This is a genomic window from Acidobacteriota bacterium (assembly GCA_034211275.1).
Taxonomy (GTDB): Bacteria; Acidobacteriota; Thermoanaerobaculia; order Multivoradales; family JAHZIX01; genus JAGQSE01.
Window position 1 is genome coordinate 151,221 of the sequence record JAXHTF010000001.1, and the last position, 24,367, is coordinate 175,587.

At 68.7% G+C, this 24,367-nt stretch carries 21 protein-coding genes; 8 read left to right on the forward strand and 13 right to left on the reverse strand.

Annotation, left to right across the window (positions count from 1 at the left end; translation table 11 throughout):
• Positions 1-11: 11 nt before the first annotated feature.
• Positions 12-1,397 carry a hypothetical protein gene (locus SX243_00405; protein MDY7091409.1) on the reverse strand — a complete coding sequence of 462 codons (1,386 nt, stop codon included), beginning with the start codon at positions 1,395-1,397 and terminating at the stop codon, positions 12-14.
• A gap of 143 nt (positions 1,398-1,540) precedes the next feature.
• On the opposite strand from SX243_00405, the gene SX243_00410 reads away from it, so the two are divergent.
• Positions 1,541-3,280, forward strand: a complete 1,740-nt coding sequence (locus tag SX243_00410; GenBank protein MDY7091410.1) for a cyclic peptide export ABC transporter — start codon at positions 1,541-1,543, stop codon at positions 3,278-3,280.
• Between the two features lie 151 nt (positions 3,281-3,431).
• On the forward strand, positions 3,432-4,055 hold the full coding sequence (locus SX243_00415) for a CsgG/HfaB family protein (protein ID MDY7091411.1): 624 nt from the start codon (positions 3,432-3,434) through the stop codon (positions 4,053-4,055).
• 92 nt (positions 4,056-4,147) lie between these two features.
• On the opposite strand, the gene SX243_00420 is transcribed toward SX243_00415, so the two are convergent.
• The 3 genes from SX243_00420 to SX243_00430 are packed head-to-tail and all read right to left on the reverse strand — an operon-like array spanning position 4,148 to position 9,097.
• Positions 4,148-5,593: a LysM domain-containing protein gene (locus tag SX243_00420; GenBank protein ID MDY7091412.1), complete on the reverse strand. Its 1,446-nt coding sequence runs from the start codon at positions 5,591-5,593 to the stop codon at positions 4,148-4,150.
• Entirely contained in the window at positions 5,590-7,095 is a 1,506-nt protein-coding gene (locus SX243_00425) for a hypothetical protein (GenBank protein ID MDY7091413.1), read from the reverse strand. The genes SX243_00420 and SX243_00425 overlap by 4 nt, the downstream gene beginning before the upstream one ends.
• The gene (locus SX243_00430) at positions 7,085-9,097 is read right to left on the reverse strand and encodes a serine/threonine protein kinase (protein MDY7091414.1); all 2,013 of its coding nucleotides are present in this window, start codon (positions 9,095-9,097) and stop codon (positions 7,085-7,087) included. Before SX243_00430 ends, SX243_00425 begins: the two co-directional genes overlap by 11 nt.
• Positions 9,098-9,291: 194 nt before the next feature.
• On the opposite strand from SX243_00430, the gene SX243_00435 reads away from it, so the two are divergent.
• Both SX243_00435 and SX243_00440 read left to right on the forward strand, forming a co-directional pair.
• A complete protein-coding gene (locus SX243_00435; GenBank protein MDY7091415.1) occupies positions 9,292-9,936 on the forward strand; it encodes a hypothetical protein in 645 nt (214 codons plus the stop codon).
• Positions 9,937-10,598: 662 nt separating this feature from the next.
• Positions 10,599-11,360 carry a hypothetical protein gene (locus SX243_00440; GenBank protein MDY7091416.1) on the forward strand — a complete coding sequence of 254 codons (762 nt, stop codon included), beginning with the start codon at positions 10,599-10,601 and terminating at the stop codon, positions 11,358-11,360.
• A gap of 10 nt (positions 11,361-11,370) precedes the next feature.
• Here the strand turns inward: SX243_00440 and SX243_00445 are convergent, their stop codons facing one another.
• From SX243_00445 to SX243_00470, 6 genes are read right to left on the reverse strand one after another with little or no spacing between them, the layout of a single operon-like run.
• Positions 11,371-12,531, reverse strand: a complete 1,161-nt coding sequence (locus SX243_00445; GenBank protein MDY7091417.1) for an NAD(P)/FAD-dependent oxidoreductase — start codon at positions 12,529-12,531, stop codon at positions 11,371-11,373.
• Positions 12,524-14,395, reverse strand: a complete 1,872-nt coding sequence (locus tag SX243_00450) for a fatty acyl-AMP ligase (protein MDY7091418.1) — start codon at positions 14,393-14,395, stop codon at positions 12,524-12,526. The genes SX243_00445 and SX243_00450 overlap by 8 nt, the downstream gene beginning before the upstream one ends.
• A gap of 5 nt (positions 14,396-14,400) precedes the next feature.
• Positions 14,401-14,688 carry an acyl carrier protein gene (locus SX243_00455; protein ID MDY7091419.1) on the reverse strand — a complete coding sequence of 96 codons (288 nt, stop codon included), beginning with the start codon at positions 14,686-14,688 and terminating at the stop codon, positions 14,401-14,403.
• Positions 14,685-15,275, reverse strand: a complete 591-nt coding sequence (locus SX243_00460; GenBank protein MDY7091420.1) for an isoprenylcysteine carboxylmethyltransferase family protein — start codon at positions 15,273-15,275, stop codon at positions 14,685-14,687. The genes SX243_00455 and SX243_00460 overlap by 4 nt, the downstream gene beginning before the upstream one ends.
• A gap of 58 nt (positions 15,276-15,333) precedes the next feature.
• Entirely contained in the window at positions 15,334-16,485 is a 1,152-nt protein-coding gene (locus tag SX243_00465; protein MDY7091421.1) for a 3-oxoacyl-[acyl-carrier-protein] synthase III C-terminal domain-containing protein, read from the reverse strand.
• Between the two features lie 9 nt (positions 16,486-16,494).
• Positions 16,495-16,878: a hypothetical protein gene (locus tag SX243_00470; protein MDY7091422.1), complete on the reverse strand. Its 384-nt coding sequence runs from the start codon at positions 16,876-16,878 to the stop codon at positions 16,495-16,497.
• A gap of 459 nt (positions 16,879-17,337) precedes the next feature.
• Here SX243_00470 and SX243_00475 point away from each other — a divergent pair, with 459 nt between their 5' ends.
• The 4 genes from SX243_00475 to hemH are packed head-to-tail and all read left to right on the forward strand — an operon-like array spanning position 17,338 to position 21,772.
• A complete protein-coding gene (locus tag SX243_00475) occupies positions 17,338-18,309 on the forward strand; it encodes a radical SAM protein (GenBank protein MDY7091423.1) in 972 nt (323 codons plus the stop codon).
• 1 nt (position 18,310) lies between these two features.
• Entirely contained in the window at positions 18,311-19,360 is a 1,050-nt protein-coding gene (locus SX243_00480; protein MDY7091424.1) for a metallophosphoesterase family protein, read from the forward strand.
• A 52-nt stretch (positions 19,361-19,412) separates the two neighbouring features.
• On the forward strand, positions 19,413-20,639 hold the full coding sequence (locus SX243_00485; protein MDY7091425.1) for a flavoprotein: 1,227 nt from the start codon (positions 19,413-19,415) through the stop codon (positions 20,637-20,639).
• Positions 20,636-21,772 (forward strand): ferrochelatase, encoded by a 1,137-nt coding sequence (gene hemH, locus SX243_00490; protein MDY7091426.1) that lies wholly within the window; start codon positions 20,636-20,638, stop codon positions 21,770-21,772. Before SX243_00485 ends, hemH begins: the two co-directional genes overlap by 4 nt.
• A gap of 124 nt (positions 21,773-21,896) precedes the next feature.
• Here the strand turns inward: hemH and SX243_00495 are convergent, their stop codons facing one another.
• From SX243_00495 to SX243_00505, 3 genes are read right to left on the reverse strand one after another with little or no spacing between them, the layout of a single operon-like run.
• Complete coding sequence (locus SX243_00495) at positions 21,897-22,607, reverse strand: HAD-IA family hydrolase (protein MDY7091427.1); 711 nt, start codon at positions 22,605-22,607, stop codon at positions 21,897-21,899.
• A 35-nt stretch (positions 22,608-22,642) separates the two neighbouring features.
• A complete protein-coding gene (locus SX243_00500) occupies positions 22,643-23,698 on the reverse strand; it encodes an NDP-sugar synthase (GenBank protein MDY7091428.1) in 1,056 nt (351 codons plus the stop codon).
• A gap of 27 nt (positions 23,699-23,725) precedes the next feature.
• Entirely contained in the window at positions 23,726-24,292 is a 567-nt protein-coding gene (locus SX243_00505; protein ID MDY7091429.1) for a class IV adenylate cyclase, read from the reverse strand.
• Positions 24,293-24,367 lie beyond the last annotated feature (75 nt).

The following is a 24,367-nucleotide window of genomic DNA, read 5'->3' on the forward strand; positions in this document are numbered from 1 at the left end:
ACCAAGGGGCGCTAGCCGGAACGGTGGATGGTGAGATGACCGAGAGCCTTGATCAGCAGCTCCGCCTGACCCCAGGTGAGCTCCCGGAAGGCCCAAGGATAGAGCGGCTCGACCCCCAGCAGATGGTGCTGGGCGACGCCGAATTTATTGTAGGTGGGGTGGCCCAGATCCGCCGCGTGGGCGATGGGCAGGCGGTTGCGGTCGGCGCCGTTGAAAGCGTCCATGCGGCGCACCAGCTCCTCCCCCTGGGGCCCGGCCAGCTCCTCCGCCACGGCGGCGCCGACGGCGAAGGCGTCGGTGGCGGTATTCAGGCGCTGGACCAAGGCTTCGGCGACCTCGCCGCGCTCCTCCAGCCACTCCTGCCACGCCGCCAGCAGCGCCTCGAGGAGCGGCAGGGAGTCCTCGGTGGTGGCGAAGAGCTGGCAGCAGAAGGTGGGGATGATGGACACTCGGGCCCCGACCGGCAGATAGCCCCAGGCCTCCAGCAGCTCGGTGAGCTCGGCAAATCCGCTCTGCACCCACTCGTGGTGGATGTAGTACTGGCTCGACGAGCCACCGGCATGCCAGAAGACCCGCTGGTCGGGGTCGGTGCGATGCTCCCGGGCGGCGTAGGTGAGGAAGTTGAAGAAGTTCTCGAACCATGGGTAGCTGATTTTGCCCAGGGGCTCGGCGGTGCGGATGCGGTGGGAGACTTTGGCCATGCCGTCGAGGAAAGCTTCCATCAGCTCCTCGGCGGTGCCCTCGAAGACGGTGCCGGACGAGGCGGCAGTGATGGTCGCCCGGCCACCGGCGCCGTATTCGATGCTGCGGATCTTCTTCGCCACGGCATAGCCCTTCTTGCCGGTGGTGCGAACCCAGCGGTTGAACAGCAGGTCGAGCTTGCGGTGGCGGAAGAAGTCGTGGATCAGGGAACGGAAAAGCTCCGCCTCGTCGAGCACCTCCTGGGAGCGAATGCGCACTCCGCGGCCGTTCATCTGCCGGCTGAGGCGCTCCGCCAGGCGATAGTGGGAGGTGATCAAGTCCTCCCCCTGGTGCTGGCCGAAGATCCCGAAGTTGAGGTGGGCGAAGTATTTCCGCTGGGCCTTGGCCAGATGCTGATTGACGTGCTGCCCCACCTCCTCCGGCCGCGGCTGCCCCTTGTGGTCGAAGCACGCCTCGACGACGCCGTCGTCGCCGAGGAGCACCCAGGGGATACAGTTCTCGTCGACGCCGTAGAGGGTGTGGTCGTATTGGCCCAGGTAGGCGTTGCCGGCGAGGGCAAGCCAGCCCCAGACGTTGGAGGTGTTGTTGCCCACGTGGCAGGTGCGTACCACCGGGCTGGCGAGGCCGGCGACGGTCTCCAGGGTCTCGGCGATCCCGGCATCCATCGCCGAGGTGAGGCGGGGCTCGGCGCTCATGGCTTCGCCCGGCGGACGAGTTGGAGGAGAGGGAGATGGCAGAACATGAGAATTGATGCAGCGCCCACGGGCTCATGGTACCAAGGACGCCAGCGATCCGGAGGCCTTCAACCCCGGCGGGGGCGGCGGGCGGAGGCCGGACCATGACCCACGATCTGCTGCGCATCCTGCGCTTCATCCTGCGGGTTCTCGACGGCGAAGGCTCGGCGCGGCTGAAGGTGGTCTTGGCCATGGTCTGCGGGCTCACCGGCGGCGCCGTCAGCGCCGCCCTGGTGGCCACCATCAACAGCACCCTGGCGGAGGTGGCGGACCCGTCCCCGGCGCTGCTCTGGCAGTTCGTCGCCCTCTGCGCCCTGCTGCCCCTGACCCGCTTCGGCGCCGAAGTGTTGATGCTCCAGCTCACCGCCGACGCCATCTGCCGCCTGCGCCTGCGGCTGAGCCGGCGGGTGCTGGCCAACTCCCTCAAGCGCATGGAAGAGCTGGGCAAGGCACGCATCTTCGCCGCCCTCACCAGCGACGTCTCCGCCATCGCCATCGCCACCTCCATCGCCCCCATGATCCTGATGAACTTGACCCTGGTGGGGGGCTGCTTGGTGTACCTCGGGTGGCTATCCTGGAAGCTGCTGGTGCTGGTGCTGGCGGTGGCGGTCACCGGCATCACCGCCTATCGCCTGGCGTTCTCCCGCGCCTTTGAATACTTCCAGCGCCGTCGCGATACCGAGGACCGGCTGGTGGAGCATTTCCGCGGCCTCACCGACGGCTTCAAGGAGCTCAAGCTCCACCTGCTGCGCCGCCACGCCTTCCTCGGCCAGCAGCTCCAACCCACCGTCCAGGAGCTGCGCACCCTGGGGGTTCGGGGCGGCACGGTCTTCGCCGTCGCCAACAGTTTCGGCAGCACTCTCTTCTACGCTCTCATCGGCGTGCTCCTCTTCACCCTGCCGCAGATGGGCACGGCGAATCTGGAGGTGCTCACCGGATACACCCTCGCCATCCTCTACATCATGGTGCCCATCGACACCACGCTGCAGAACATCCCGGTGCTCACCCGCGCCGGGGTGGCGGTGCAGAAGATCTCCAAGGTCGGCCTGGCCCTCGACGCAGCGGTGGACGAGGCCGAGGCCGACGAGATGCCGCAGCGGTGGAGCTCCCTGGAGCTGCATCAGGTGACCTCGGTCTACGACGGCCGGGACGGCCATCCCTTCACCCTCGGGCCGGTGGACGCGCGCTTCACCCCTGGGGAGATCGTCTTCCTGGTGGGCGGCAACGGCAGCGGCAAGACCACCTTCGCCAAGGTGTTGAGCGGCCTCTATGCCCCCACCGATGGCCAGCTGCTGCTCGACGGCATGCCGGTTACCGACGATGGCCGAGACCGTCTCCGTCAGCTCTTCTCGGCGGTTTTTGCGGATTTCTATCTCTTCCAAGACCTTCTGGGGTTGGGGGGGGCGGCCAGCGCCCGAGGCTCCGGCGAGCCATCCCCGGAGTCGTCTCTCGAGCCCTCCCTGGATCAGCGGGTGCAAACCTATCTGGAGAGTCTCGATCTGGCCCACAAGGTCTCGGTGGAGAATGGCACCCTGAGCACGCTGGAGCTGTCTCAGGGCCAGCGCAAGCGGCTGGCGCTCCTGACCGCCTATCTGGAAGACCGCCCCATCTATCTCTTCGACGAGTGGGCCGCGGACCAGGATCCCCAATTCAAGCAGCTCTTCTACCTCGAGCTGCTGCCGGAGCTGCGGCGGCGAGGCAAGACCCTCTTCGTCATCAGTCACGACGACGCCTATTTTCATCTGGCGGATCGGGTGCTGCACTTCGACTTCGGCCGCGTCACCTTCCCCCCGGTGCACGAGCTGACGGCTCGGGTGGTGGGCTCCCGGGATCAGCGGCGCTGAGGGTGGTGCGGAAGACCTATTCCCGAAGGTCGATACAGATCTGGTATCCTAGGGACTCGAATTACTTGCTATGAGCCCCGCGCGGGCACCCCTGTTTTCGATCTTTCGCGTACATGCCATCTCACTGCGAAACACCCTGGAGGAATTCAATATGAAGCGTGTCCTTTCTCTCGTTCTCTGCGCTGCCTTTCTCGCCGTCGCCTTCGCGCCCCTGGCCGCCGACGCGTCGGACAAGCCACGCATCGCCGTGCTCGAATTCAAGAACAAGGCCGACAACCAATGGTGGGGCCACGGCGGCGCCGAAGCCGCTCAGGACGTTTTCGTCACCGAGCTGGTGAAGAGCGGCAAGTTCCGGGTCATCGACCGCGAGCAGCTCAACGCCCTGATGCGCGAGAAGAACCTCTCCCTCTCCGGTGATGTCGACCCCTCCACCGCCATTCAGGCTGGCAAGCTGCTGGGCGTCGAGTACTTCCTCACCGGTGCCGTCACCGAGTACGGCGCCACCGACTCCGGCGCCCACGGCCGCAGCGTCGGCCGCCTGCCCGGCTTCCGCGCCGGCAAGCGCTCCTTCACCGCGGCGATGAACGCCCGCATCATCGACACCACCACCGGCGAGATCCTGTGGGCCGACGAGGCCCGCGGCGAGGACTCCAAGGTCAAGGTCTCCGTCGGCGGCTTCGGCGGCGGCGTCGACAACGACCGCCGGATGTTCGACAAGGTGATGCGCCCGGTGATCCAGGAGCTCACCGCCAGCATCAAGAACGCCGACCTCTGATCCGAGGCTCTTCCAGATACTCCAAGGCCCGGCTCCCTTCGAGGGACGCCGGGCCTTGTTGCGTTTGGGGCGGTTCGCTGGCGAAGAGCGGATCAAGGCCGCCAGCGCACCTCCGGAGCTTCGGGGGCGGTGGCGGAGCGGTGGACTTCCAGAATCCAGGGCTCGGAGAAGCGGCCGCGGTGGTCCTGTGCCCGGGCCTCCAGCTGGTGAGGGCCGGAGCCCGCTGGGGGCTCGAGGAGCTCCCCGGCGTAGGTGCGCCACTCGCCACCGCCCCATCGGTATTGGACCGTGGCGACGCCGGAGATGTCGTCGGCGGCGTGGAGCTCCAGGCGTCCCTGGGCGCCCAACATCGCCACCGTCTTCTCTGCCTCAGAGTCCGTCGTCCCCGGCCCCACCAACGCCGCCGCCACCGCCGGGGCCAGCAGGTCCGGCCGGGGCGAGGCGATCTCGAAGGGGCGGGGCTCGCTGGGGTAGCCGTCGAGGCCGGACTCCGCCACCGCCGTCACCCGCCAGAAGAGGGCTCCTGGGGGTAGAGGCTCGGGCTCCCAGAGGGTGTCGGTGAGGGCGTCCTGCCGGCGCACCAGGGCAGAGCATTCGCGGTCCGCGCACACCTCCGCCACGTAGGAGACGGCGGCGGTCACCGGTTGCCAGCGGAAGCGGGGGTTCGAGTAGTCGAAGGCCTGCCGCGCCGCCGGCGCAACCGGCGCCGGGGCGGGGAGGAGCTTTTCCGGCGGTGCCGGCGGGCCGTCCTCGGGCACCGCCGTGCCCATGCCCTGAGGCACTTCGACGGTCTCGCCGGCGGCCTCCACCTCGCTGCTGCCGCCGTAGACCATCACCCGGGCACCGCCGTCGGCGGGGCGGCTGGCGCGGGTTTGGGCGGCTTCGCCGGCGCCGGGCTGGGGCCGCGCCCGGGCCTCGCCGACGATGATCTCGATCTCGCTGCGGCGCTTTCCCTTGGCACGCTCGGTGACCTCCGCCATGCCCTGGCGGATTTCGATGGACTCCCGCTGCACCCCGGTGAGGGTGGAATCCACCCGCTCCAGGAAGACCAGCGAGCGTTCGCCGATGAAGAGCTTGCGCTCCTCCTCGAAAGTCAGCTCTGCCGACGAGCTCTCCGCGGTGCGCACGCCATCCCTCTCTTGGAGGCGGGCGCCGACGTAGGCGTCCTCCTCCTGGCGGCTGGGAAAGCGTTGGGTCTTGACCACCCGCGAGACCAGGGTCACCTCCGCCTCCCGGGCCGCCGGCGCGCGGGAGGTGATGATGCGGATGCGCTGGCCGATGCGCAGGCGGTCGGGATCCCGGATGGTGGGATTGAGGCGGTGATTCTCCGGCCACAGATAGGCCACGCCGAGGGTGCGGCCGGTGATCTCCTCCAGCGTGTCCCCCTCCTTCACCACGTACCAGGAGACCTCGTCCCCGGGATGGGGCAGGGGCGCTAGGCGGGCCGGGTCCTGAGCCTGGACCGGCAGGGACGGCAGAGCGAGGAGGGCGGCGGCCAGGGCCAGGAGCCCGGCGATGGAATGCTTTCGGCGGCTCATGGCTGCACCTCTTCTTCCCGCCGGTTCGCGGGCTCTTCCGATCGGTCCACATGAATCTGCCAGAGCGCTTCCGCCCGATGGCCCAGCCGATCCTCCGCCCAGGCCAGCAGGCGATAGCGGCCGCGGGTGGGAAAGCTCAGCTCCTGGGGCAAGGGCCGGCCGTCGAGCCAGCCCACCAGCGTGGCTTCACCGGCGGCGATGCCGGAGCCCGGGTCCTCGGCGGTGATGGAGATCGTCTCGCCTTGCCTCAGATCCACCAGCTCGCCGGCGGGAACCTCGCCCCGGGGGCCCGTCACCCGCAGCATCGGTGCTTCGTCGTCGATACGCACCGTCACCTCTTGACGGCTCCGGTTGCCGACGCCGTCAGCCGCCCGCAGCCATCCCGGGCCGTGGGTCTGCACCGCGGCGGTGGTGGTCTCCGGGCTTTCCGCCAGTTCCAGAAGCCGCCAGTCCGAGCCGTCGGGAGACCAATGGAGGGACGCCACCCGGGCCGGGTCCTGTGCCGTCAGCCGCACCAGCACCGGCGATCGATAGACTCGCTCCCCGGCGCTCTCCTTCCCCGCCGGGGCTACACCGGCGGGGTGGGGCTCGGCGCCGACGAAGGTCCAGGCGACCTCCGGCCCCTCATCGTCGATCTCCACCGTCACCCCGGGCAGCGCGCCGCGGTTGCCTACCCGATCCTCCGCCACCGCGTCGAGGGAGTAGCGGCCGGCGGTCCATGGGCCGGCCCAACGCTCCGCCGACACTTCCTCGCCGCCGATGCGGGGAGTCCAGCTCGCCACCCCGCTCTCGCCGTCCTCTACCCGCGCCGTCACCACCAGTGAGGGCGGCGCCAGGACGCGGTCTCCGCGGGTCACCGTCGGCCCTTCGAGAACGACCTCTCCCGTCGGCGCCCGGGCGTCCACCCGCAAGCGCCGGATCTCGGCATCGGCGGCATTGCCCACCGCATCTTCCGCCCGCGCCGTCAGCTCCACCTCCCCCGCAGTGGGTAGTTCCAGACTCAGGCTTTCCGCGCGCATCATCAGGTGGTTGGCGCCGGCCTCCAGGGCGAGGGCGGCGACCCCCGCCGGGGCGTCCTCCGCCTTCGCCTGGGCACGGCTGGCGGGGGCGATCCAGGGCTCCCGGCGAGAATCCTCGGCGGCGGCGGCCACCGGCGGCGGCTCCACCGTCACCTCCAGGCGCGGCGCCGTGCCGTCCACCCGCAGCCGCAGCCAGCGCACCGGCGAGCGGGTTCCGGCGGCGTCCCGGGAGGCCACCGCCAGCCAGTGGTCCCCGGCTTCGGGAGCCCGCAGCCGCCCACCCACCGGCCGCAACAGCCCGCCTCCCAGGGCCGCCTCCACGGCGACGGCGTTCGCAGGCCTCGCCAGCTCCACCCAGACCCCCGGCGGTACGACCAGCTCCTCGACGGTTCCTTCAACCGGCTCCTCGGCGGACCCTTCGTTGGGCTCTTCCACCGTCTGGGGGGGATCTTGTTCTACAGCCTTCGGGGCGTCAGCGGCCACGGCCGGGCGCGGCACGGAAAGGCACAGTAGAGAGAAGGCGAGAACGGCCCATGTCTGCTGCATCGCGAGAGTTCCTTTCTTTCTTCTGGCTTTCTTTCCGGCTTTCTCCCCGGGAAAACCCTTCGTCATCCCCTGACTGCAAACCCTCTGACTCCAAGCTCAGGACCTCTTCCTCCAGCACCGCCAGAGCCCTCGCCACCCGGCCGGCGCTGGAGAAGCGCTGCTCGGGATCTTTGGCCAGCAGCTTCAGGATCACCGCCTCCAGCTCCGGCGGCACGCCGGGAGCGGACTCCGACGGGGGCGGGGGCTCATCGTAGAGGGTGCGGGTGACCACGTCCCGAACACTGGTGCCGGGGAAGGCCCGCAGCCCGGTGAGGCAGTTGTAGAGGATGGCACCGAGACCGAAGAGGTCGCCGGCCTCGGTGTAGCCCTTCCCCCGCAGCGCCTCCGGTGGCAGATAGCCGGGGGTGCCGAAGACCTTGTCTTTCTCCTCCGCCAGCGACGAGAGGAAGCGGGAAATGCCGAAATCCACAACCTTGATCTCGCCGTCGGGCCCCAGCAACACGTTCCCGGGCTTGACGTCGTGGTGCACGATTCCGCGCTCGTGGGCGGCGCCCAGGGCGAGGGCAATCTGTCGCCCGACGGAAACCACCTGGCCGGGGCTCAGCCGCCGGTGAAACCCCAGGAAATCCTCCAAGGACCGACCCTCCACCATCTCCATGGCGATGAAGGCCAGCTCGTCTTTCTCCACCACGTCGTAGACCGCCACCACGTTGGGGTGATTGATGCGCGCCGCCGCCACCGCCTCGTGGAGCAACTCCGAGACCCGCTTGCGGCGGGTTTCTTCCTCCATCTCCTGGGTCAGCCGCAGAGTTTTGAGGGCCACCGGCCGCTGCAGCGTCGGGTCCCAACCGTGGAAGACGGTACCCATGCCTCCCTCCCCCAGTACCTCCAGCACCTGGTAGCGGCCGAGAAAGACCTCGTCCAGCGCCTCCCGCGCCTTGACCCGGCGCTCGAGAACGGAGAAAGACTCCTGCAACTGCTCGATCTCCGTGCCGCCGGGGGTCGTCGTCAGCCCCACCAACGCCCGCTGGGCGCGAACCAGGTCGCGGATGGGCCGCACCACCGAGGCCCAGGCCGCCAGGGAGAGCACCAGCACCGCGAAGATGGCGCCGGCGACGGCCATGCGGGTGCGCAGCCGCAGCCGCGCCGCCACCGCTTCCGCCACCTCCCGGGGTTGGGTGGAGATGACCACCCAGGGCACCGCCGGCACCGGCGAGAAGGCCCCCACCACCGCTTCGTCCTCACCGGCAGCGCCGGAGATGCGCCCGCTCACCGCCTTGGCCACCAGCGACGGCGGCAGCTCGTCGAGACTGGCCAAGGATCCGGCCACCACCCGGCCGCCCTCGTCCGCCACCACCAGCTCCGCCTCGCGGCCGATCTCCTTCGGGCGGAGCAGCTCCGCCAGCGGCCGCGCCGTCGCCAGCAACCGCACCATGCCGCTGGCGTCGGCGAAGGGGATGTCCAGCCGCAACCACTCTCCTCCGTCCGCCGTCAGATGGGTCACCTCGCGGCTGGTCGGCGCCCGCAGCGCCACCTCCGCCGCCGCCGCCCCCTCCCGCCGCTGGGCGCGGAGGAACTCTTCCCCCTCGATATTGGTCAGCGCCAGGGCATAGACCGTCTCCTGCCCCTGGAGCAGCCCCGCCAGCAGCTCGCCGGTGGCGGGAGAGGACGGATCCCCATAAACCTGCGGATTGTTGGCCAAAGCATCCGCCACCGCCCGATGCAGATCCAAATACCCCGCCACCCGATCCGCCGTATTGCGCGCCGCCAGCGCATGGGTACGCAGCACCTGCTCCCGCAACGACTCCTCCACCCGCTGCCGATCCGCCGTCACCATCACCAGCGGCACCAAGCCCACCAGGGCCAGGGCGAGGAGCAGTCGGGGCAGCAGGCCGAGGCGAACTCTCGGCCTACGAAGTTGGGGGAGCCAGCGCTTCATGAGTTCCACGTGGGAAATTCCGTTGAAACAACAATATTACCCCGTCCGCGGCAGCGGCGGGGAGGGTGGGTGGAGGCGGGTGGTGTCCTAATGGGCTGTTGGTAGGCCGTAGGTAGGCGTTTGACCCGTTCCGCTAGACTTCCCCGCAGAGCGCGACGGCGTGGGGCCGGCGCGTGGAGGCTGTGGGGGTTGGTATGGGACGGCAGATCTGGAAATCTCTGGTCGAGTACGTCCGAGAGGCTGTGGGCGCCGTGATCGCCTTTCTTGGCGGCGTGGTCGTCTTCCTCTCTACTTTAGGTCTTAATTGGATCGAGAGACGATTCGGCCTTGTTGTTCCATCTGAGGTGACGATTGCAGGCGGAGTGATCCTGATGATTTGGGGACAGTTCTGGGCTTACCACAAGCTGAGGCTCAAAACCGTGGCCCTCATGAGATTCAGGGAGCCAGAGTTCGACAGTAGACTTGAGCCGCTCGGTTACAAGGTGCGGCTTCAGCCTGCCTCCGAGGATGACACTAGGGGCCTCGCTATAGATCCCGATCCAAGTCATCTGCTCGAAGTGACGGCTGGGGTTCTTGAAGAGCTTCGCGCCGAAAACGTTCTCGCCGAATGCACAGATGCCATCTACTCAGTCGGTGTCGTTTGGAGAAGTCCAGATGGCGAGCAGCTTTTCTCTATCGAAGCGACTCACGTTTCCCCCGAGCGGGTCATTATTCCAATCCCACTTGATCCACTGCCTTGCCGGTCCATTTTTCAGCTGCACTTGGGTGTCAACGGTGAAGCTCGACTTCTGAAATTGGCCATCAAGCCGCCAGCAAGTCCGCCATCTTCCAAGGGCTAGCCACCACGCCCGCCTTCATCGCCGGGTTCATCCGCAGGGAGCGATGGAACCGGCAGAAGTTGTAGAAGGCGAAGTGTAAGGGCGAAGGCAGCCCGCAGATTTTCCCACTTCTTGGAGAAAGCGCAGGTCAACCGGGTCATCCGCTTCATGTGGGTCCGGATGGTGAGGCTGTTCCGCTCCACGTGGCTGGTGGAGAGCCGGTACTCATCGGGCGCGCTGTACCTAGAGGACTTCTCCACGACGACTCTCAAGGCACAGCTGTACCACCTCTGGGCGAGCTGTCCTGCTGGTTAGCAATCCAAAACCCGGTTCATATCCCATAAGTGGTTGATCGTCTCAAGCAGCAGATGCCTAGACCTTCGGTGACGGCCCGAAACCGTCTGCGGTGGAAGGATCCGTAGGCCCCTCGCAGTCGCGGTTGCGTGAAGACGGGATAGGTTGGCCAGCCCATAGTCGACGAGGCCTTTTCTACGACAAACAATAGCCACCCGGCAGGAATGTTCGAAGATACTCCTCGCCCAGGACTACCAGTCGAATTATAATTGCTCATCGTGCGCCATGCTTCCGGTCTTATGGCTGCGGGCTGTTGGGGTAGTGCTTCTTCAACCAGTCACTCTTTTTATCAGGGCTTTGGTACGCGCCTTTCCAGAAAGGATCTCGTCATGTTTCTTCGCTACTTATTTCTCGGGCTTATTCTCCTTAGCGCATCGGGACTATTGAGTCATCCGCCGGTGGTGGCCCAGGAGGAGGGTGCAACCATTCAGATTATCTCGTTCGAGAACATCCCGGAAAATGTCACTGTCGTCGGTGGTGGTGAAATTACTCTCGACGGCCCAACCGCTGTCACACAGGGCCTTGTCGCTGATGGAATCCTCGAGACGACGTCCGGCGGGGTTAGGTTTCCGGACGGTACGTTGCAGACAACCGCTGCTGCCACCGGCGGCTCACAAACCGCGAACTCTGGTATCTACAACAACCGAATCCAAGACTTCACCCCTGCCGAGCCCTATACTGAAATCTGCCTGAAGGCCGGCGCGATCCAAGCGGACATCCACACCATCTCTGAGCCTCCCACCGGGGGTAACTGCGACGTGGGAGATCTTGGCTGGGTGATAGAACGTGATGAGCGAACCGCGACCACTTGGGAAACCGCTAAAGCCACTTGCTTGCTGTTGGGGATGCGACTGCCTGAAACTTTCGAATGGCGGCTCAGCTGTCTCAACGCCACTTCATTCGGGATAAGCAACATGACCGGCAATTGGGAATGGGGATCCAATACTGCAGCGGTCGTCATAAGTAGCAGCGGCAACTCTGGACCTGCTGTCGAGGCCTATGGCAACGCCAGCTGCAACAACTCGATGTTCAGTTGGGTTGCAAGCACCGTCAACTCGGCAGAGTCGCGAGCATTCCGTTGTCTGCTCTAAGGAGCGAAGCCTAGGCCCCCGCCAACCCCCGCACCAGTCTCCAGGCCCCATCGAAGCCGAGCTGGGTGGGCTTGAGGGTTCGGGCGTGGATGCCGAGGAGGCGGGAGAAGAGGGCGGGGTCGGCGGCTAGGGTGCGGATTACGCGGCGGCGGAGCCGGGGGCGGCGTTCGATGGCTAGGAGGACGGCGGTGAGGGTGTTGGGCAGGCGGCCGATGCGGCGGTGGGCGCGGGCGTAGGGGCGGAGGTTGCCGGCGGCGAGGGCGTCGACCAGGGCGGCGGCCTGGTGGAAGGCCAGGGCCAGGCCTTCGCCGGTGATGGCGTCGAGATAGCCGGAGGCGTCGCCGACCAGGGCCAGGGGGCCGCGGGTGACCCGGCGCACCCGCTGGTGGAGGGGGCCGCAGCCGAGGTCGCGGCTCGCCGGAACGGCGCCTTCGAGGCGTTCGGCGAGGGCCGGGAAATGCTCCAGCAGTTGGTCGAAGCCCCGGCCGTCGCCGCCCCACAACATCGCCACGCCCACCTCGCCAGCAGCCACCGGCGTGACGTAAGCCTCGCAGCCGTCGGCCCAATAGACTTCGACCCGATCGCTCCACGGAGCCAGGTGGTAGTGCCGGCGCAGGCCGAAGCGGCGGTGCTCTTTCGTCCGGCGCAGTTCGGGAGCCTGGAGGCCGGCCTGCCGGCGCAGGGGCGAGCGCAGGCCGTCCGCCGCCACCACCCAGCGGGCGGGGATCTCTTCCTCCGCGGTCTCCACGACGGCCCGGGGCGGCGCCCCCCGCCGGCTCTCGAGCCTGCGCACTCCCGTCACCCGCTGGCCCCAGCGGATCTCCACCGCCAGCTCGTGACAGCGCGCCACCAGGGCGCGGTGGAGCTCCAATCGGCGGACGCCGAGACCGCCGCCGTGGGGGAAGAGGCCGTCCGCCACCACCTCGCCGTCGAGGTAGCGGATGCCGCGGAAGGGGGCGGTGGCCCGGGGGTCGAGGCGGACGCCGAGCTCGTCGAGGCGGGCGACGGCATCGGGCATGAGGCCCTCGCCGCAGGGTTTGTCCAGCGGTGGGTGGCGACGGTCGAGGACCAGGACTTCCAGGCCCCGCTGGCGAGCCCCGAGGGCCACCGCCAGCCCCGCCGGACCGGCGCCAACGACGACGATGGGGCTCCCGTTGGGGTTCTCAGCCATGGCCCTTGCGTCCTCCGGCGCGGGCGTAGGCGATGGCGCTGCGGCCGAAAGCCAGGCCCAGGGTCAGGGGGTTGACCGAATCCGGCGCTTCGAGGGTGCCCAGACGCCAGCGTTCCAGCGCCGTGCTCCGGCGGAGCTTGCCCGACGACGTACGCGGGAGGGTGCCGGGGGCGAGCACGACTACTTCCTCGGCGCGCACCCCGACCTTCGCCAAGACCGCTCGGCGACAGGCCTCGGGGAGGTCGGCGAGCTCTTGCCGACCGGCGCCGCGGCGCCCTTCCACCAGCAGCACCAGCTGCTCGCCATCGGCGCCTTCCGGCAGATAGCTGGCGGCCACCGCGCAGCCGGTGCGCACCGCCGGCAGGGGGTCCAGGGCCTGCTCGATCTCCTCCGGCGCATAGTTGCGGCCGCGCAGCAGCACGAGATCCTTGGCGCGGCCGGCGAGGTAGAGCTCACCCTCCGAGAGAAAGCCGCGGTCGCCGGTATCGAGCCAGCCGTCCCGGAGCGCCGCGGCGGTGGCCTGGGGCTGATCGAGATAGCCCTCCATCAGCGACGGGCCGCGGATCCACACCCGGCCGGCGCGGCCTTCGCCGACGGGGGCGCCGTCGTCGCCGCGGATCTCCAGCTCGAAGCCCGGCAGCGGCCGGCCGACGGAGACGATTTCCGTGGCGGGCTCCTGGTCCTCTTCACCCGCACCCTCCCGAGACCCGGCTTCCGGAGAGCTGACTTCCCGAGACCCGGCTTCCCTGGCGGCCCCTTCGGCGGGCACCGCCCGGCCCTCCTCCACCAGCGGCCGGCGCTGGAAGCGGCGGCTCTCGAAGGGCTGGTCGAGGGACGAGAAGGTCACCGCCAGAGCGGCTTCCGCCAGGCCGTAGACCGGCGTCAGGGCCTCGGGCCGAAAGCCCCAGCGGGCGAAGCGGCGGCAGAAGGCCCGGAGCACTTCCGGCGCCACCGTTTCGGCACCGTTCAAGGCCACTCGCCAGGCGCTCAGGTCGACGCCGGCTAGCTCGTCGTCGCGGATACGCTCCACCGCCAGGGCGTAGGCGAAGTTGGGCGCCGGCGAGACGGCAGCGCGGGTGCGGGACAAGGCCTTGAGCCACAGCGCCGGCCGCACCACGAAATCCTCCGGCGGCAGCAGGGTGAGCTCGGTACCCAGGGCGAGAGCGGAGAAGACGCAGCCGATGAGCCCCATGTCGTGGTAGAGGGGCAGCCAGCTGACGCCGGTGGGCAGGCCCGCCGCGTCCGGCGGCCAGTGGGCGTTGAGGATCCGCGTTTGGGCCACCACGGCGCGGTGGGAGAGGGCCACGGGCTTGGGGGCGACGGTGGTGCCGGAGGAGAATTGCACCAGCGCCAGCTCGTCCTCGGTGGCCGTATGCTCTGGCCCGCCGGCCCCGTCGAGCCCCCCGGAGAGCCCCTCAGCGAGCTCGTCGAGACGGCGCACGCCCAACGGCGGGCGGGCGATCTCCACCGCCGGTCCCAACAGCCGCGCCACCCGGCCCTCCGCCAGCACCAGCCGCGCGCCGGCGGCCCGCAACATGCCGGCGGTGCGTTCTTGATACTCCCCCAGCCGACCGAGGCGCACCGGCGGATAGAGGGGCACCGGCACCGCGCCGGCGGCGAGGATCCCGAAGAAGGCGGCGAAGAAGTCCTCGCCGGTGGGGTAGATCAGGGCCACCCGCTGCCCTGCCTGGACTCCTAGGGCGGCAAGACCCGCCGCCACCTGGCGGGCGCGGTGGTGGAGCTCCCCCCAGCCGAGCCAGCGCTCCTCCAGCCGGCGGTCGAGGAAGCGCAACCCGCCGGTGCCGGTGGCGCCCTCGGAGGATGCAGCGGCGGCGAGCTGGGCGGTGAGGGTGGGGGCGCTCATGGCATCTACCCGCTAGGGCTCGGCTCGCTCTGATCTCGAGACGTCAGCTTGCGCAGGATCAGATCCGCGAGGTCGCCGACGGTGACCAGCCGCAACTCGTCCGCTTCGTCGAGGGCGATGCGGAAATGGTTTTCCACCTCGGCGGCGAGGACGAAGAGACGCATGGAGTCGAGCTCCAGATCCTCCACCAGCCGCATCTCCCGGCGCACCGCTCCCTGCCAGTGGAGGTGCCGGCGGGCGACCTCTTCAATGCCTTCGAGCACCGTCGCCCGGAGAACCGCCACATCGCTCATCCGCGCCTCCCGGGGAGCAGCGCCGCGCGATCTCCCAGCCGGTTCTGGTAGTCGTTGTGCTCCGCCAGCGCAGCCTCCTCCGCCGGGATACGCACCGCCAGCAGCGCGGCGTTGGCCAGGGAGAAGGCCACCGCGGTGAGCCAGGCGCCGTGGATCATCGGCAGGGCGACGACCTCGAGCACCACCGCCAGGTAGTTGGGGTGACGCAGGAAGCGGTAGGGGCCGGCGTTCACCGCCGGCAGCCCGGGCACCACCACCACCCGCGGCGACCAGCGGACGCCGAGGGTCTTGACCGCCCAATACCGTAGGCCCATGGTGGCCGCCAGCAGCAGGGTCATGGACAGCGCCAACGCCGGAACGAAGGGGCGGTGGAGAAACCAAACCTCCAGCGGACAGGCGATGAGGAAGAGGGTGTGCACCGCCACCATCACCGGGAAGTGGCCGGCGCCGGCCTCGACGCCGCCGTGCTCTTCGGCCCAGCGCAGGTTGTGCCGCGCCAGCCGCAGTTCGAAGAGACGCTCCACCACCACCAGGGCGAGGAGCCCGAGGTAGAGCTGGCGGGTGTCGAGGCCGAGAAATTCGGTCATGGCGGCTAGGTCCAGGAGACAGGCCGGCAGACAGGCCGGCAGAATGGGTTGTCTTTTCTCACCACCGTAGCAGCACCAGCTCGGAGCAGAAACCCGGGCCCATGGCCAGCAGCAGCCCGTAGCTACCCGCCGGCGGGCGGTGGCTTTCCAGGGTTTCCCGCAGCACCAGCAGCACCGAGCTGGAGGAGAGGTTGCCCACCTCTCGCAAGCTTCTCCAGGTCACGTCGAGGGCGCCGTCGGGGAGCTCCAAACCCTCCGCCATGGCCTCCAGGACCTTGGGTCCGCCGGGGTGGCAGATCCAGCGGGCGATGTCGCCGCGGCCCAAGCCGTGATCGGCGAGGAAGGCGTCCACGTCCCGGCATAAGTGGTCCCGGGCCATGGTCGGCACCTCCGGCGACAGGACGATGCGGAAGCCGCGCTCGGAGATGTCCCAGCCCATGACCCCCTCGCTGTCCGGGTAGAAGACGGAGCGGGTGGCGAGAATCTCCGGCCATCCCCCGAGAGCATTCTCCGCTTCGTCCCCTGCCAGATCCGCAGCCAGATCCGCAGCCCGCTCACTCCCCACCACCACCGCCGCCGCCGCGCCGTCGCCGAAGAGGCCGGAGGCAATGAGGTTGGCTACTTCCAGGTCCTCCCGCTGGAGGGTCAGGGAGCACAGCTCCACCGACAGCAGCACCGCCACCTTCTGAGGGTCGGCGCGCACCAGGTCGGTGGCCCGGGCGATGCCGGCGGCGCCGGCGACGCAGCCGAGGCCGAAGATGGGTAAGCGAGTGAGATTGGGCGACAGCCCCAGGCGATTGATCAGCCGGGCGTCGAGGGACGGCGTGGCGACTCCGGTAACGGTGACGAAGATCAGGGCACCGATGTCCGCCAGCTCCAGCCCGGCCCGGGCCACGGCGTCCTGTACCGCCGCGGCACCGACCTCCAGGGCCACTTCGATCCACGCGTCGTTGGCCTGACCCCAGGTTTCGAGCTCGGCATAGCGCTCCATGGGCAGCGCCAGGTGGCGCCCTCCCACCAACACGTTGCGGTGCAGCCGGCGCAGCCGCTGGGGGTTGAAGAAGCGGTCCCCCCACAGCGATTCGAGAGCGCCGAGGAGTTGTTCTTGGTCGTAGTAATGAGCCGGGAAGCCCTGGCCCACGGCGGCGATGCGGGGCCCGGGGGAGGCTGCGGCCGAGGGCTTTCCACGAGGCGGAGGAGAGGGGGGCAAGGCTGGCACCTAGGAGTCGAATCCCGTCCGCCGGGCCAGCAGGGCGAGGAGGATCCCGCACAGGGTGTAGAGGCCGAGCCAGCCGAGGGTGGCATTCCACCAGGGCTCCGGAGCGATACGGGCAGCGCCGGCGAGGGTGAGAACCAAGAGCGGCCCGCGGAAAACCCAGGCGATCCAGCCGGCGGCGATGCCGGCGAGGAAGCGCCCGCGGCCGGCGCCGTGGATGAGCAGGAAGAGGGTGATCAGCCCCACCGCCTCCAGCAACCAGCTGGCGAAAAGCACCCGCGGCGCCAGGTTGAGGTCGGCGCCCAGGTCGAGAGCATCCCAGCCAAAATGGAATAGAGAGATCATCAGGGCGATGGCGGGGAACGCAAGGGCGAGAAATCTGAGCACGGTGGTTTTTGAGTCCGCCGCGGGCTTGGAGGCCGGTCATTCGGGACGCCGGTCATTCGGCGTCCCGGCCGCGGATGGGGGCTCGCGGATGGGCCAGACCGAGGAAGCACGCGCTCCGGCAGCCGCCCAGCCCGGAGAGAGGGGCCGGCGACGGTGCCCGGTGCGGGGAATCCAGGGTTGGGCTTGGCAAGCCCCTTGCGCGCCGAGTATACCGGCTGGATCTCAACCACAGAGATCTGAATCAAGGGCCTGCGCGTATACTCGGGTGCGGCCGTTGCGCCGAGATTCGTTCTGGCCCGTGGCAGCGGCACCTCGTGCGGCCCGATGTTCGCGACCTGAAGATTCCGAGGCTCCGAACATTTCCGACCCTTTGACCCCAAACCGAGCGACCCATTCTTCGACCTTGAGCGCCTCCGACCTTCTCTCTCGTCCTTCGCGCCCCCGGCACGCCGGTTCCTGATGGCTCGCGATCCTCTACCCGTGCTGGCCCCGGAGGAAGACGCCGCGGCGGCCCCGACGACCGCGCTCTCGAAGACTGCGCTCTCGAAGACTGCGCTCTCGAAAAGCGAAGAGGCTGCGCCGCGGGTCGCCTTGGATTCTCTGGACACCCTGTGGTTCCAGGTCGCCGGCACCCTGTGCAATCTCGCCTGCACCCACTGTTTCGTCTCCAGCTCCCCTACCAACCGTACCCACGGCCATTTGTCCCTAGAGCGAGTCCGGGAGGTGCTGGAGGAGGCGGTGGCGCTGGGGGTCAAGGAGTATTACTTCACCGGCGGCGAGGCTTTTCTCAACCCGCAGATGGAGGCCATCCTGGAGGCTACCCTCGAGGTCGGTCCGGCGTCGGTGCTGACCAACGGCCTGCTCCTCGATGCGGAGCGCTGCCAGCGCCTCAAGGCTCTCGCCGACGCCTCGGAGTATTCGCTGGACCTGCGCATCTCCCTCGACGGCTACGACGCCGAGAGCAACGATGCCATCCGCGGCCCGAGCACCTTCCAGCGGGTCCTCGACGCCCTGAGCAACCTGGTGGCGGTGGGTCTCAACCCGGTGCTGACGGTGACCGAGGTGTACAGCGATTCCGGCAGCGCCGCGGGCAAGGAGCGCTTTTTCGAGCTGCTGCGGGGTCTGGGCATCGACAAACCGCGACTCAAGGTGCTGCCGGTTTTCCAGATCGGCGCCGAGGCGGAGCGCGGGGGTACCTACGAGAGCTGGCAGCGGCTGCGTGCCGAGGACCTGCCGGAGGGCGCCACCGACCACCTGCAGTGCAGCTCCTGCCGCATGGTCACCGAGCAGGGAGTGTGGGTGTGTCCAATCCTGGTCAACGAGCCCGCCGGCCGCATGGGCGAGAAGCTGGCGGACACCCTGGGCTCCTATCCCCTGGATCACGCCGCCTGCTGGACCTGCCACGTCTACGGCGTCAGCTGCAAGACCTGAGATGAGCGACCCCAAGACACCCGGACCGGACGGCCCCCCACAACCCGACCGCCCTCCACAAACGGACGGCGAGGCCGTGCTGCGCGCTCACCGGGAACGCCTGGCGGCCCACCGCGGCATGGCCACCTGGGGGGAGAAGCTGGTGCCCTTGGCGGAGTTTCGCGCCGCCGCCGCCGCCAGCGGCCGCGCCCTGACGCCGGAGGAGCGACGGCGGGAGGTGGAGGGCTTCCTGGTCAAGACGCCGGACGGCGTACCGGCGGAGGGGCCGTACTCCAAGGTGGCGGTCTTCGGCGGTGTCTACAACAACCACCTGGGACTAGCGGCGCTGCTCGACGACGCCCGGCGGCGAGGCGCCGAGGCGGTGTACTGCCTGGGCGACCTGGGAGGCTTTGGCCCCAACCCGGAAAAGGTCTGGCCGCTGCTGGTGGAGGCGGGCGTTGCCACCATCCAGGGCAATTACGAGGAGTCCCTGGCCAGCGGCCGGGAGGACTGCAACTGCGGCTACACCGATCCCCGGGACAATCACTTCGCCGAGATTTCTTATCGCTACACCGCCCAGCATTGCTCCGACGAGTTCAAGGCCTGGATGGGTCGGCTGCCGCGGCGCCGGCGCATCCGGGTGGGAGATCGGGAGCTCTTGCTGGTCCACGGCTCGCCGCGGCGGATCAACGAGTTCCTCTTCTCTTCCACCTCGCCGATACCGTTCCTCGAGATGTTGCTGCGCCAGGAGCGCTGCGACGGCATCCTGTGTACCCACACCGGCATCGAATGGCATCGCTCGCTGCCCTCCGGCGGCGACGTGGTCAATGTCGGCGTCATCGGCCGGCCCCCCAACGACGGGGAGACAGCGGTACGCTATTGCTTGCTGGAGGCTAGAGGCGAACAGCTGAAGGTAGAGCTGGTGCCCCTGAGATACGATCATCGGGCGCTGGCGGAAGAGATGCGGCAGGAGCAGCTGCCGGAGGAGTTCGTCGAGACCATCCTCACCGGCTGGTGGACCACCTGCCTGGAAATCCTGCCGCCGCGGGAGCGCCAGGCTTCGCGTTTCTAGCCGCCCCGCCGCGCCGTTCCGCGCTCCAATCCATCCGAGGGTCTTGTCAATCATGAGTCAGAACCTGGAGCAACTCCCCGTCGCCGTTCTCGGCGCCGGCCCCATCGGAATCGAGGCGGCCCTCGCCCTGGCGGACGCCGGGCGGCTCTTCGTGCTGCTGGAGGCCGGGGACCGGGTCGCCGCCAGCGTCCGCCGCTGGGGCCACGTGCGCCTCTTCACGCCCTGGAGCCTCGACGTCTCGCCGCGCCTGCGCCGGCATCTGGAAGCCGCTGGCCACGTGGTGCCGGACAGCGAGGAATGCCCCACCGGTGCCGAGCTGTCGGCTCAGGTGCTGGAGCCGGCGGCGCGGCTGCCAGTGGTGGCGGAGCATCTGCTCCTGGGGCTGCGGGTGCTGGAGATCGGCCGCCGGGGACTCCTCAAGCACGAGGAGATCGGCTCCGCCGAGCGCGGCCGCCGGCCCTTCCGCCTGCTGGTGGAGGATGCCGCAGGGCGCCAAAGCACCCTCGAGGCCGCCGCCGTTCTCGACTGTACCGGCACCTACGATCAGCCCAACGCGCTCGGAGAGGCAGGCATCGCCGCCCCCGGCGAGAGCGCCGCCGGCGAGCGCATCGTTCGCCACATCCCGGACCTGACGGTGGAGGCGGACGAATGGGCCAGCCGCCGCATCCTGTTGGTGGGAGCGGGCCATTCCGCCCAAACCGCCGCCCGCGACCTCGCCGGGCTGGCGGAGGAGCGCCCCGGCACCGAAGTGGTGTGGGCGCTGCGCGGTGAGGCACCGCCGAAACCCCTGCCCGGCGACGCGCTGCCGGACCGCGCCCGGCTGGCCCGGGACGCCGCCGAGCTGGCCCGCGGCGACGGGCCCCTGGAAATGCGCCGGGGTGTGACGGTGGATGCAGTGGAAGCTCCCGACGATGTCAGCGTTCCGCTCCGGGTCTGGTTGCGCCCGATGGGAAACGGCACCGAGCCGGAGATGCTGGAAATCGATCGCATCCTCTCCCTCACCGGCTACGTCGGCGACCATCGCCTCTACCGCCAGCTGCAGGTCCACGAATGCTATGCCACCTGCGGCCCCATCAAGCTCGCCGCCGCGCTGCTGGGAAGCGCTAGCGAGGACTGCCTCACCGCCGGCGGCCAGGACGCCAGCACCCTGGTCAACCCGGAGCCGGGTTTCTTCATCCTCGGTTCGAAATCCTACGGCCGCAACACCACCTTCCTGCTGCGCAGCGGCTGGCGGCAGGTGGACGATGCCCTGGCCCTGCTGGCAGGAGAAGGTTCATGAACTATCAAGGCGAGGCGGATTTCGCCCACGGCGAGATTCCTGCCGTCGGCGTGCTGCTGACCAATCTGGGCACTCCCGACGCTCCCACCACCCCGGCGCTACGGCGCTATCTGCGGGAGTTTCTCTCCGACCCGCGGGTGATCGAGATTCCGGCCTGGAAGTGGCAAGTGATCCTAAACCTCTTCGTCCTCACCACCCGGCCGGCGAAGTCCGCCGAGGCCTACCGCACGGTGTGGACCGACGAGGGCTCGCCGCTGCTGCTGATCACCCGCCGCCAGGCCGCCGGCGTCGAAGAGCGCCTGCACCGGGTGGTGAGCAGCCCGCTGCACGTGGCCATCGGCATGCGCTACGGCAACCCGTCGGTGGCCAGCGGGCTGAGGGAGCTGCGGGAGAAGGGCTGCCGGCGCATCCTGCTGCTACCCCTCTACCCCCAATACGCCGCCGCCACCACCGCGTCCACCGTCGACGCGGTGACCGAAGAGCTGCGCTCCTGGCGCTGGGTTCCGGAGCTGCGGACGGTGCACCAATACCACGACGACCCCGCCTACATCGACGCCCTGGCCGCCAGCCTGCGGGAGGGCTGGGGTGAGGACGGGCCGGCGGAGAAGCTGATCTTCTCCTTCCACGGAATCCCCAAGCGCTATTTCCTCGGCGGCGATCCCTACCACTGCCAAAGCCACAAGACGGCGCGGCTGGTGGCGGAAGCGTTGGAGCTGCCCAAGGAGCGCTACGAGGTCTGCTTCCAAAGCCTCTTCGGCAAGGAGGAGTGGATCAAGCCCTACACCATCGACACCGTCACCGCCATGGCCAAGAGCGGTGTCAAGAGTCTAGACGTCGTCTGCCCGGGCTTTTCCGCCGATTGCCTGGAGACCCTGGAGGAGATCGACGGTGAAAACCGCGAGGCCTTCGAGCACAACGGCGGCGAACGCTTCCGCTACATCCCGGCCCTGAACGACCGTCCGGACCACCTCGACGCCCTCGCCGGCGTCGTGCACCGGAATCTCGCCGGCTGGGTCCAGGGTCCCTCGGAGTGGGACGGAGATGCGGCGGAGAAGGATGCCTCGGCCTCCCGGCAGCGAGCGGAGGAGCTGGCGCGGTGCCCGGTGCACGCGGACGGTGGTTACGGCCAATAAAATGGTGGGCTGGCGCCCACCCTACGGTTCCTAGCCCCAGTTCCCGGCCCCCGTTCCAAGCCCCCTCCCTCGACGCTGGAGCGTCTCCCTGGCGTTCCCACGCCGGAGCGTGGGAACGAGAAAATCACGAGGATGTCGCCGGCTGATCCGCCGCCGCTGGGTCCTTGGCCCCGGGCCGGCGCTCATGAAGCCACTCCGGCAGCTGGTGCACGGTGTCCAAGCAGGCGAGGGGCGCGAGCTCTTCAAGGATCGACCGCGGCTGGGAGCCGCCGGCCACCGCCACCGCCGCGACCCGGGCGGCCTCGGCCATGCGCAGATCGTGGGTGGTATCGCCGATCATCAGGGCGTCCTCGGCGCGCACTCCCAGATCGTCCAGAACATCCAAGAGCATCTGAGGATGGGGCTTGGAATGGGCCTCGTCGACGGTGCGGGTGGTGGCGAAGAGCTCCCGCAGACCGATGCGGTTCATATCTCGCTCCAGGCCCCGGCGGCTCTTGCCGGTGGCCACCGCCATCACGTAGCCCGCCTCCGCCAGGCCGGTGAGCAGGGGCTCGATATCCGGGAAGAGCAGGGGCTGGTTGCAGTAGGTGGTGACCCAATGCTGGAAGTAGACCTCCCGCACCCGCTCCGCCAGCGCCCGGTCGGCGTCCGGCAGCAGGGTTTCCAGCGTTTCCTTCAGCCCCAAGCCGATGGTCTGGCGAATCGACTGCTCCGGCAACGGCGGCAGCTGCAGCTCGTTCAGGGTCGCCTGGGTGCAGGCGACGATGGTGCCGATGGAGTCGATGAGGGTGCCGTCCCAGTCGAAGACCAGGAGCTCGTAGGGTCGGGGGCTCATGGAATCATCCTTCCGCCGCGGCGTTTGCCGCGGATTTACAGTCTGGTGTAGACCAGCTCGCCGAGCAGCGAGTCGTCGGGGCCGGCGGTGAAGTCCGCTGTCTGAGGGTTGACCATGCGGCCTTCGACGTAGGTGGTGGGGGGGAGCAAGGCATCGAAGCCGAGGATGGCGTCGCGCACCCGGCTGTCGCGGCCGACGTGGGCCCCCGGCAGCAGCAGGCTGTTCTCGATGCGGGCGCCGGCTTCCACCACCGCCCCGGCCTCGATGGCACAGGTGTTGAGCTCCGCCTCCGGATGCACCTCGGCACCTTCCGCCACCCACGAGCGGCGGTGCAATAGGCGCCGGGCGGTGCGCCCGCGGGTCCAGTCCAGAACCCCTTCGAGATAGCGCCGGGGGGTGCCCAGGTCGTGCCAGTCGCGGGTGGTGCGCAGCGCCTGGATGCGCTGACCGTCGCGCAGCATGGGCTCGTAGAGATCGCGCACAAAGTCTGCCGGTTGGGGCTTCTTGGCGTCGAGGACCTCCACCGACTCCAGCAGCCGGGGGGAGAAAACATGGAGGCCGGCAAAGACCATGCGCTTTTCCACCGTGCCGTGGTCTTCCCCGCGGCGAAAGGAGACCACCCGATCCTCTGCGTCGAGACCGATGCCGCCGCCGAAGGGTTCGGGATCGGCGCGCTCGGTGACCAACACCGTGGCCGCCGCCTCGCTCTTCTTGTGCGCCTTGAGCAGCGACTTGATGGGCCAGCGGCACAGGCTGTCGCCGTTGACCACCACCATCAGGCTCGCCGGCTCGAGAAAGTAGCGTAGCGGGCCCGCTGCCCCCAGGGTGCCGAGAAGCTCCGGTTCCCGGGAGTAGACAAGGAACATCTCGCCGTGGCGCTCGCCCAGGTGCTCGGGAATCTGGTCTCCCAGGTGATGGAGGTTGAGGGCGGCGGCCTCGAAGCCGTGCTCCGCCAGCTGCGCCAGGGTGTGGCGCACGATGGGCTCGCCAGCCACCGGCAGCAGGGGCTTGGGAGCGGCGAGGGTCAGGGGCCGCAGCCGGCGGCCCTCGCCGGCGGCTAGAACCAGGGCCCGCAGTCGTTGAGTGCTCATGAGGGTTCGGAGGGATGGATTCCGGAATCAGGCCTTGTCGGGAAAGAGCATGTCCGCCGGCAAGCTGGGATCAGCACGCTGAAGGTCGTCGTAGATATCCAGGTAGGAGCGGCGCTCCGCTTGTTCCAGGTCGAAGCCGCAACGGCGAGCGACGGTCTCGGCGCCGGTGCCCTCGAATTCCACGAAATCCCCCATGGGGGTGTGGTCGAGGGCGATGATTACCCCACCCAGGCGCCATTCCTCCCGCACCTTCTGGTAACGCCGGACGGTACGGTAGCCGAGGCCTTCGAAGAGTTGGCGGGCTCCTTCCAGACTCCCCACCCGGCTTTCGCTCTCGCTGCGGCTCTTGACACCGCCGTCCCAGGTGGCAGGACCCTTCAAGGTCATCACCGCCCCCTGGCCGTCCTTGCGCAGCCGCAGCACACCACCGCCGGCTTTGATCTCGCCGTTGCGGTCGAGGACCCAATTGTCCTCGAAGGCGCCGGCGTTGACCCGTTCCGCCTCGAGCTCCAGGAGACGATCCCGCAGGGCCTCCAGCTCGTCCAAAGCGAATTTGATTTCCCGCTCCACCGGCGGGGACTCGACGCGCTTCATGGGGTGGGGCTCACGGGCCGGAGGCCTCGGGGAAGTGCTCATAGTCCGGGTCGATCTCCCAGGGTCGGTCCGTGG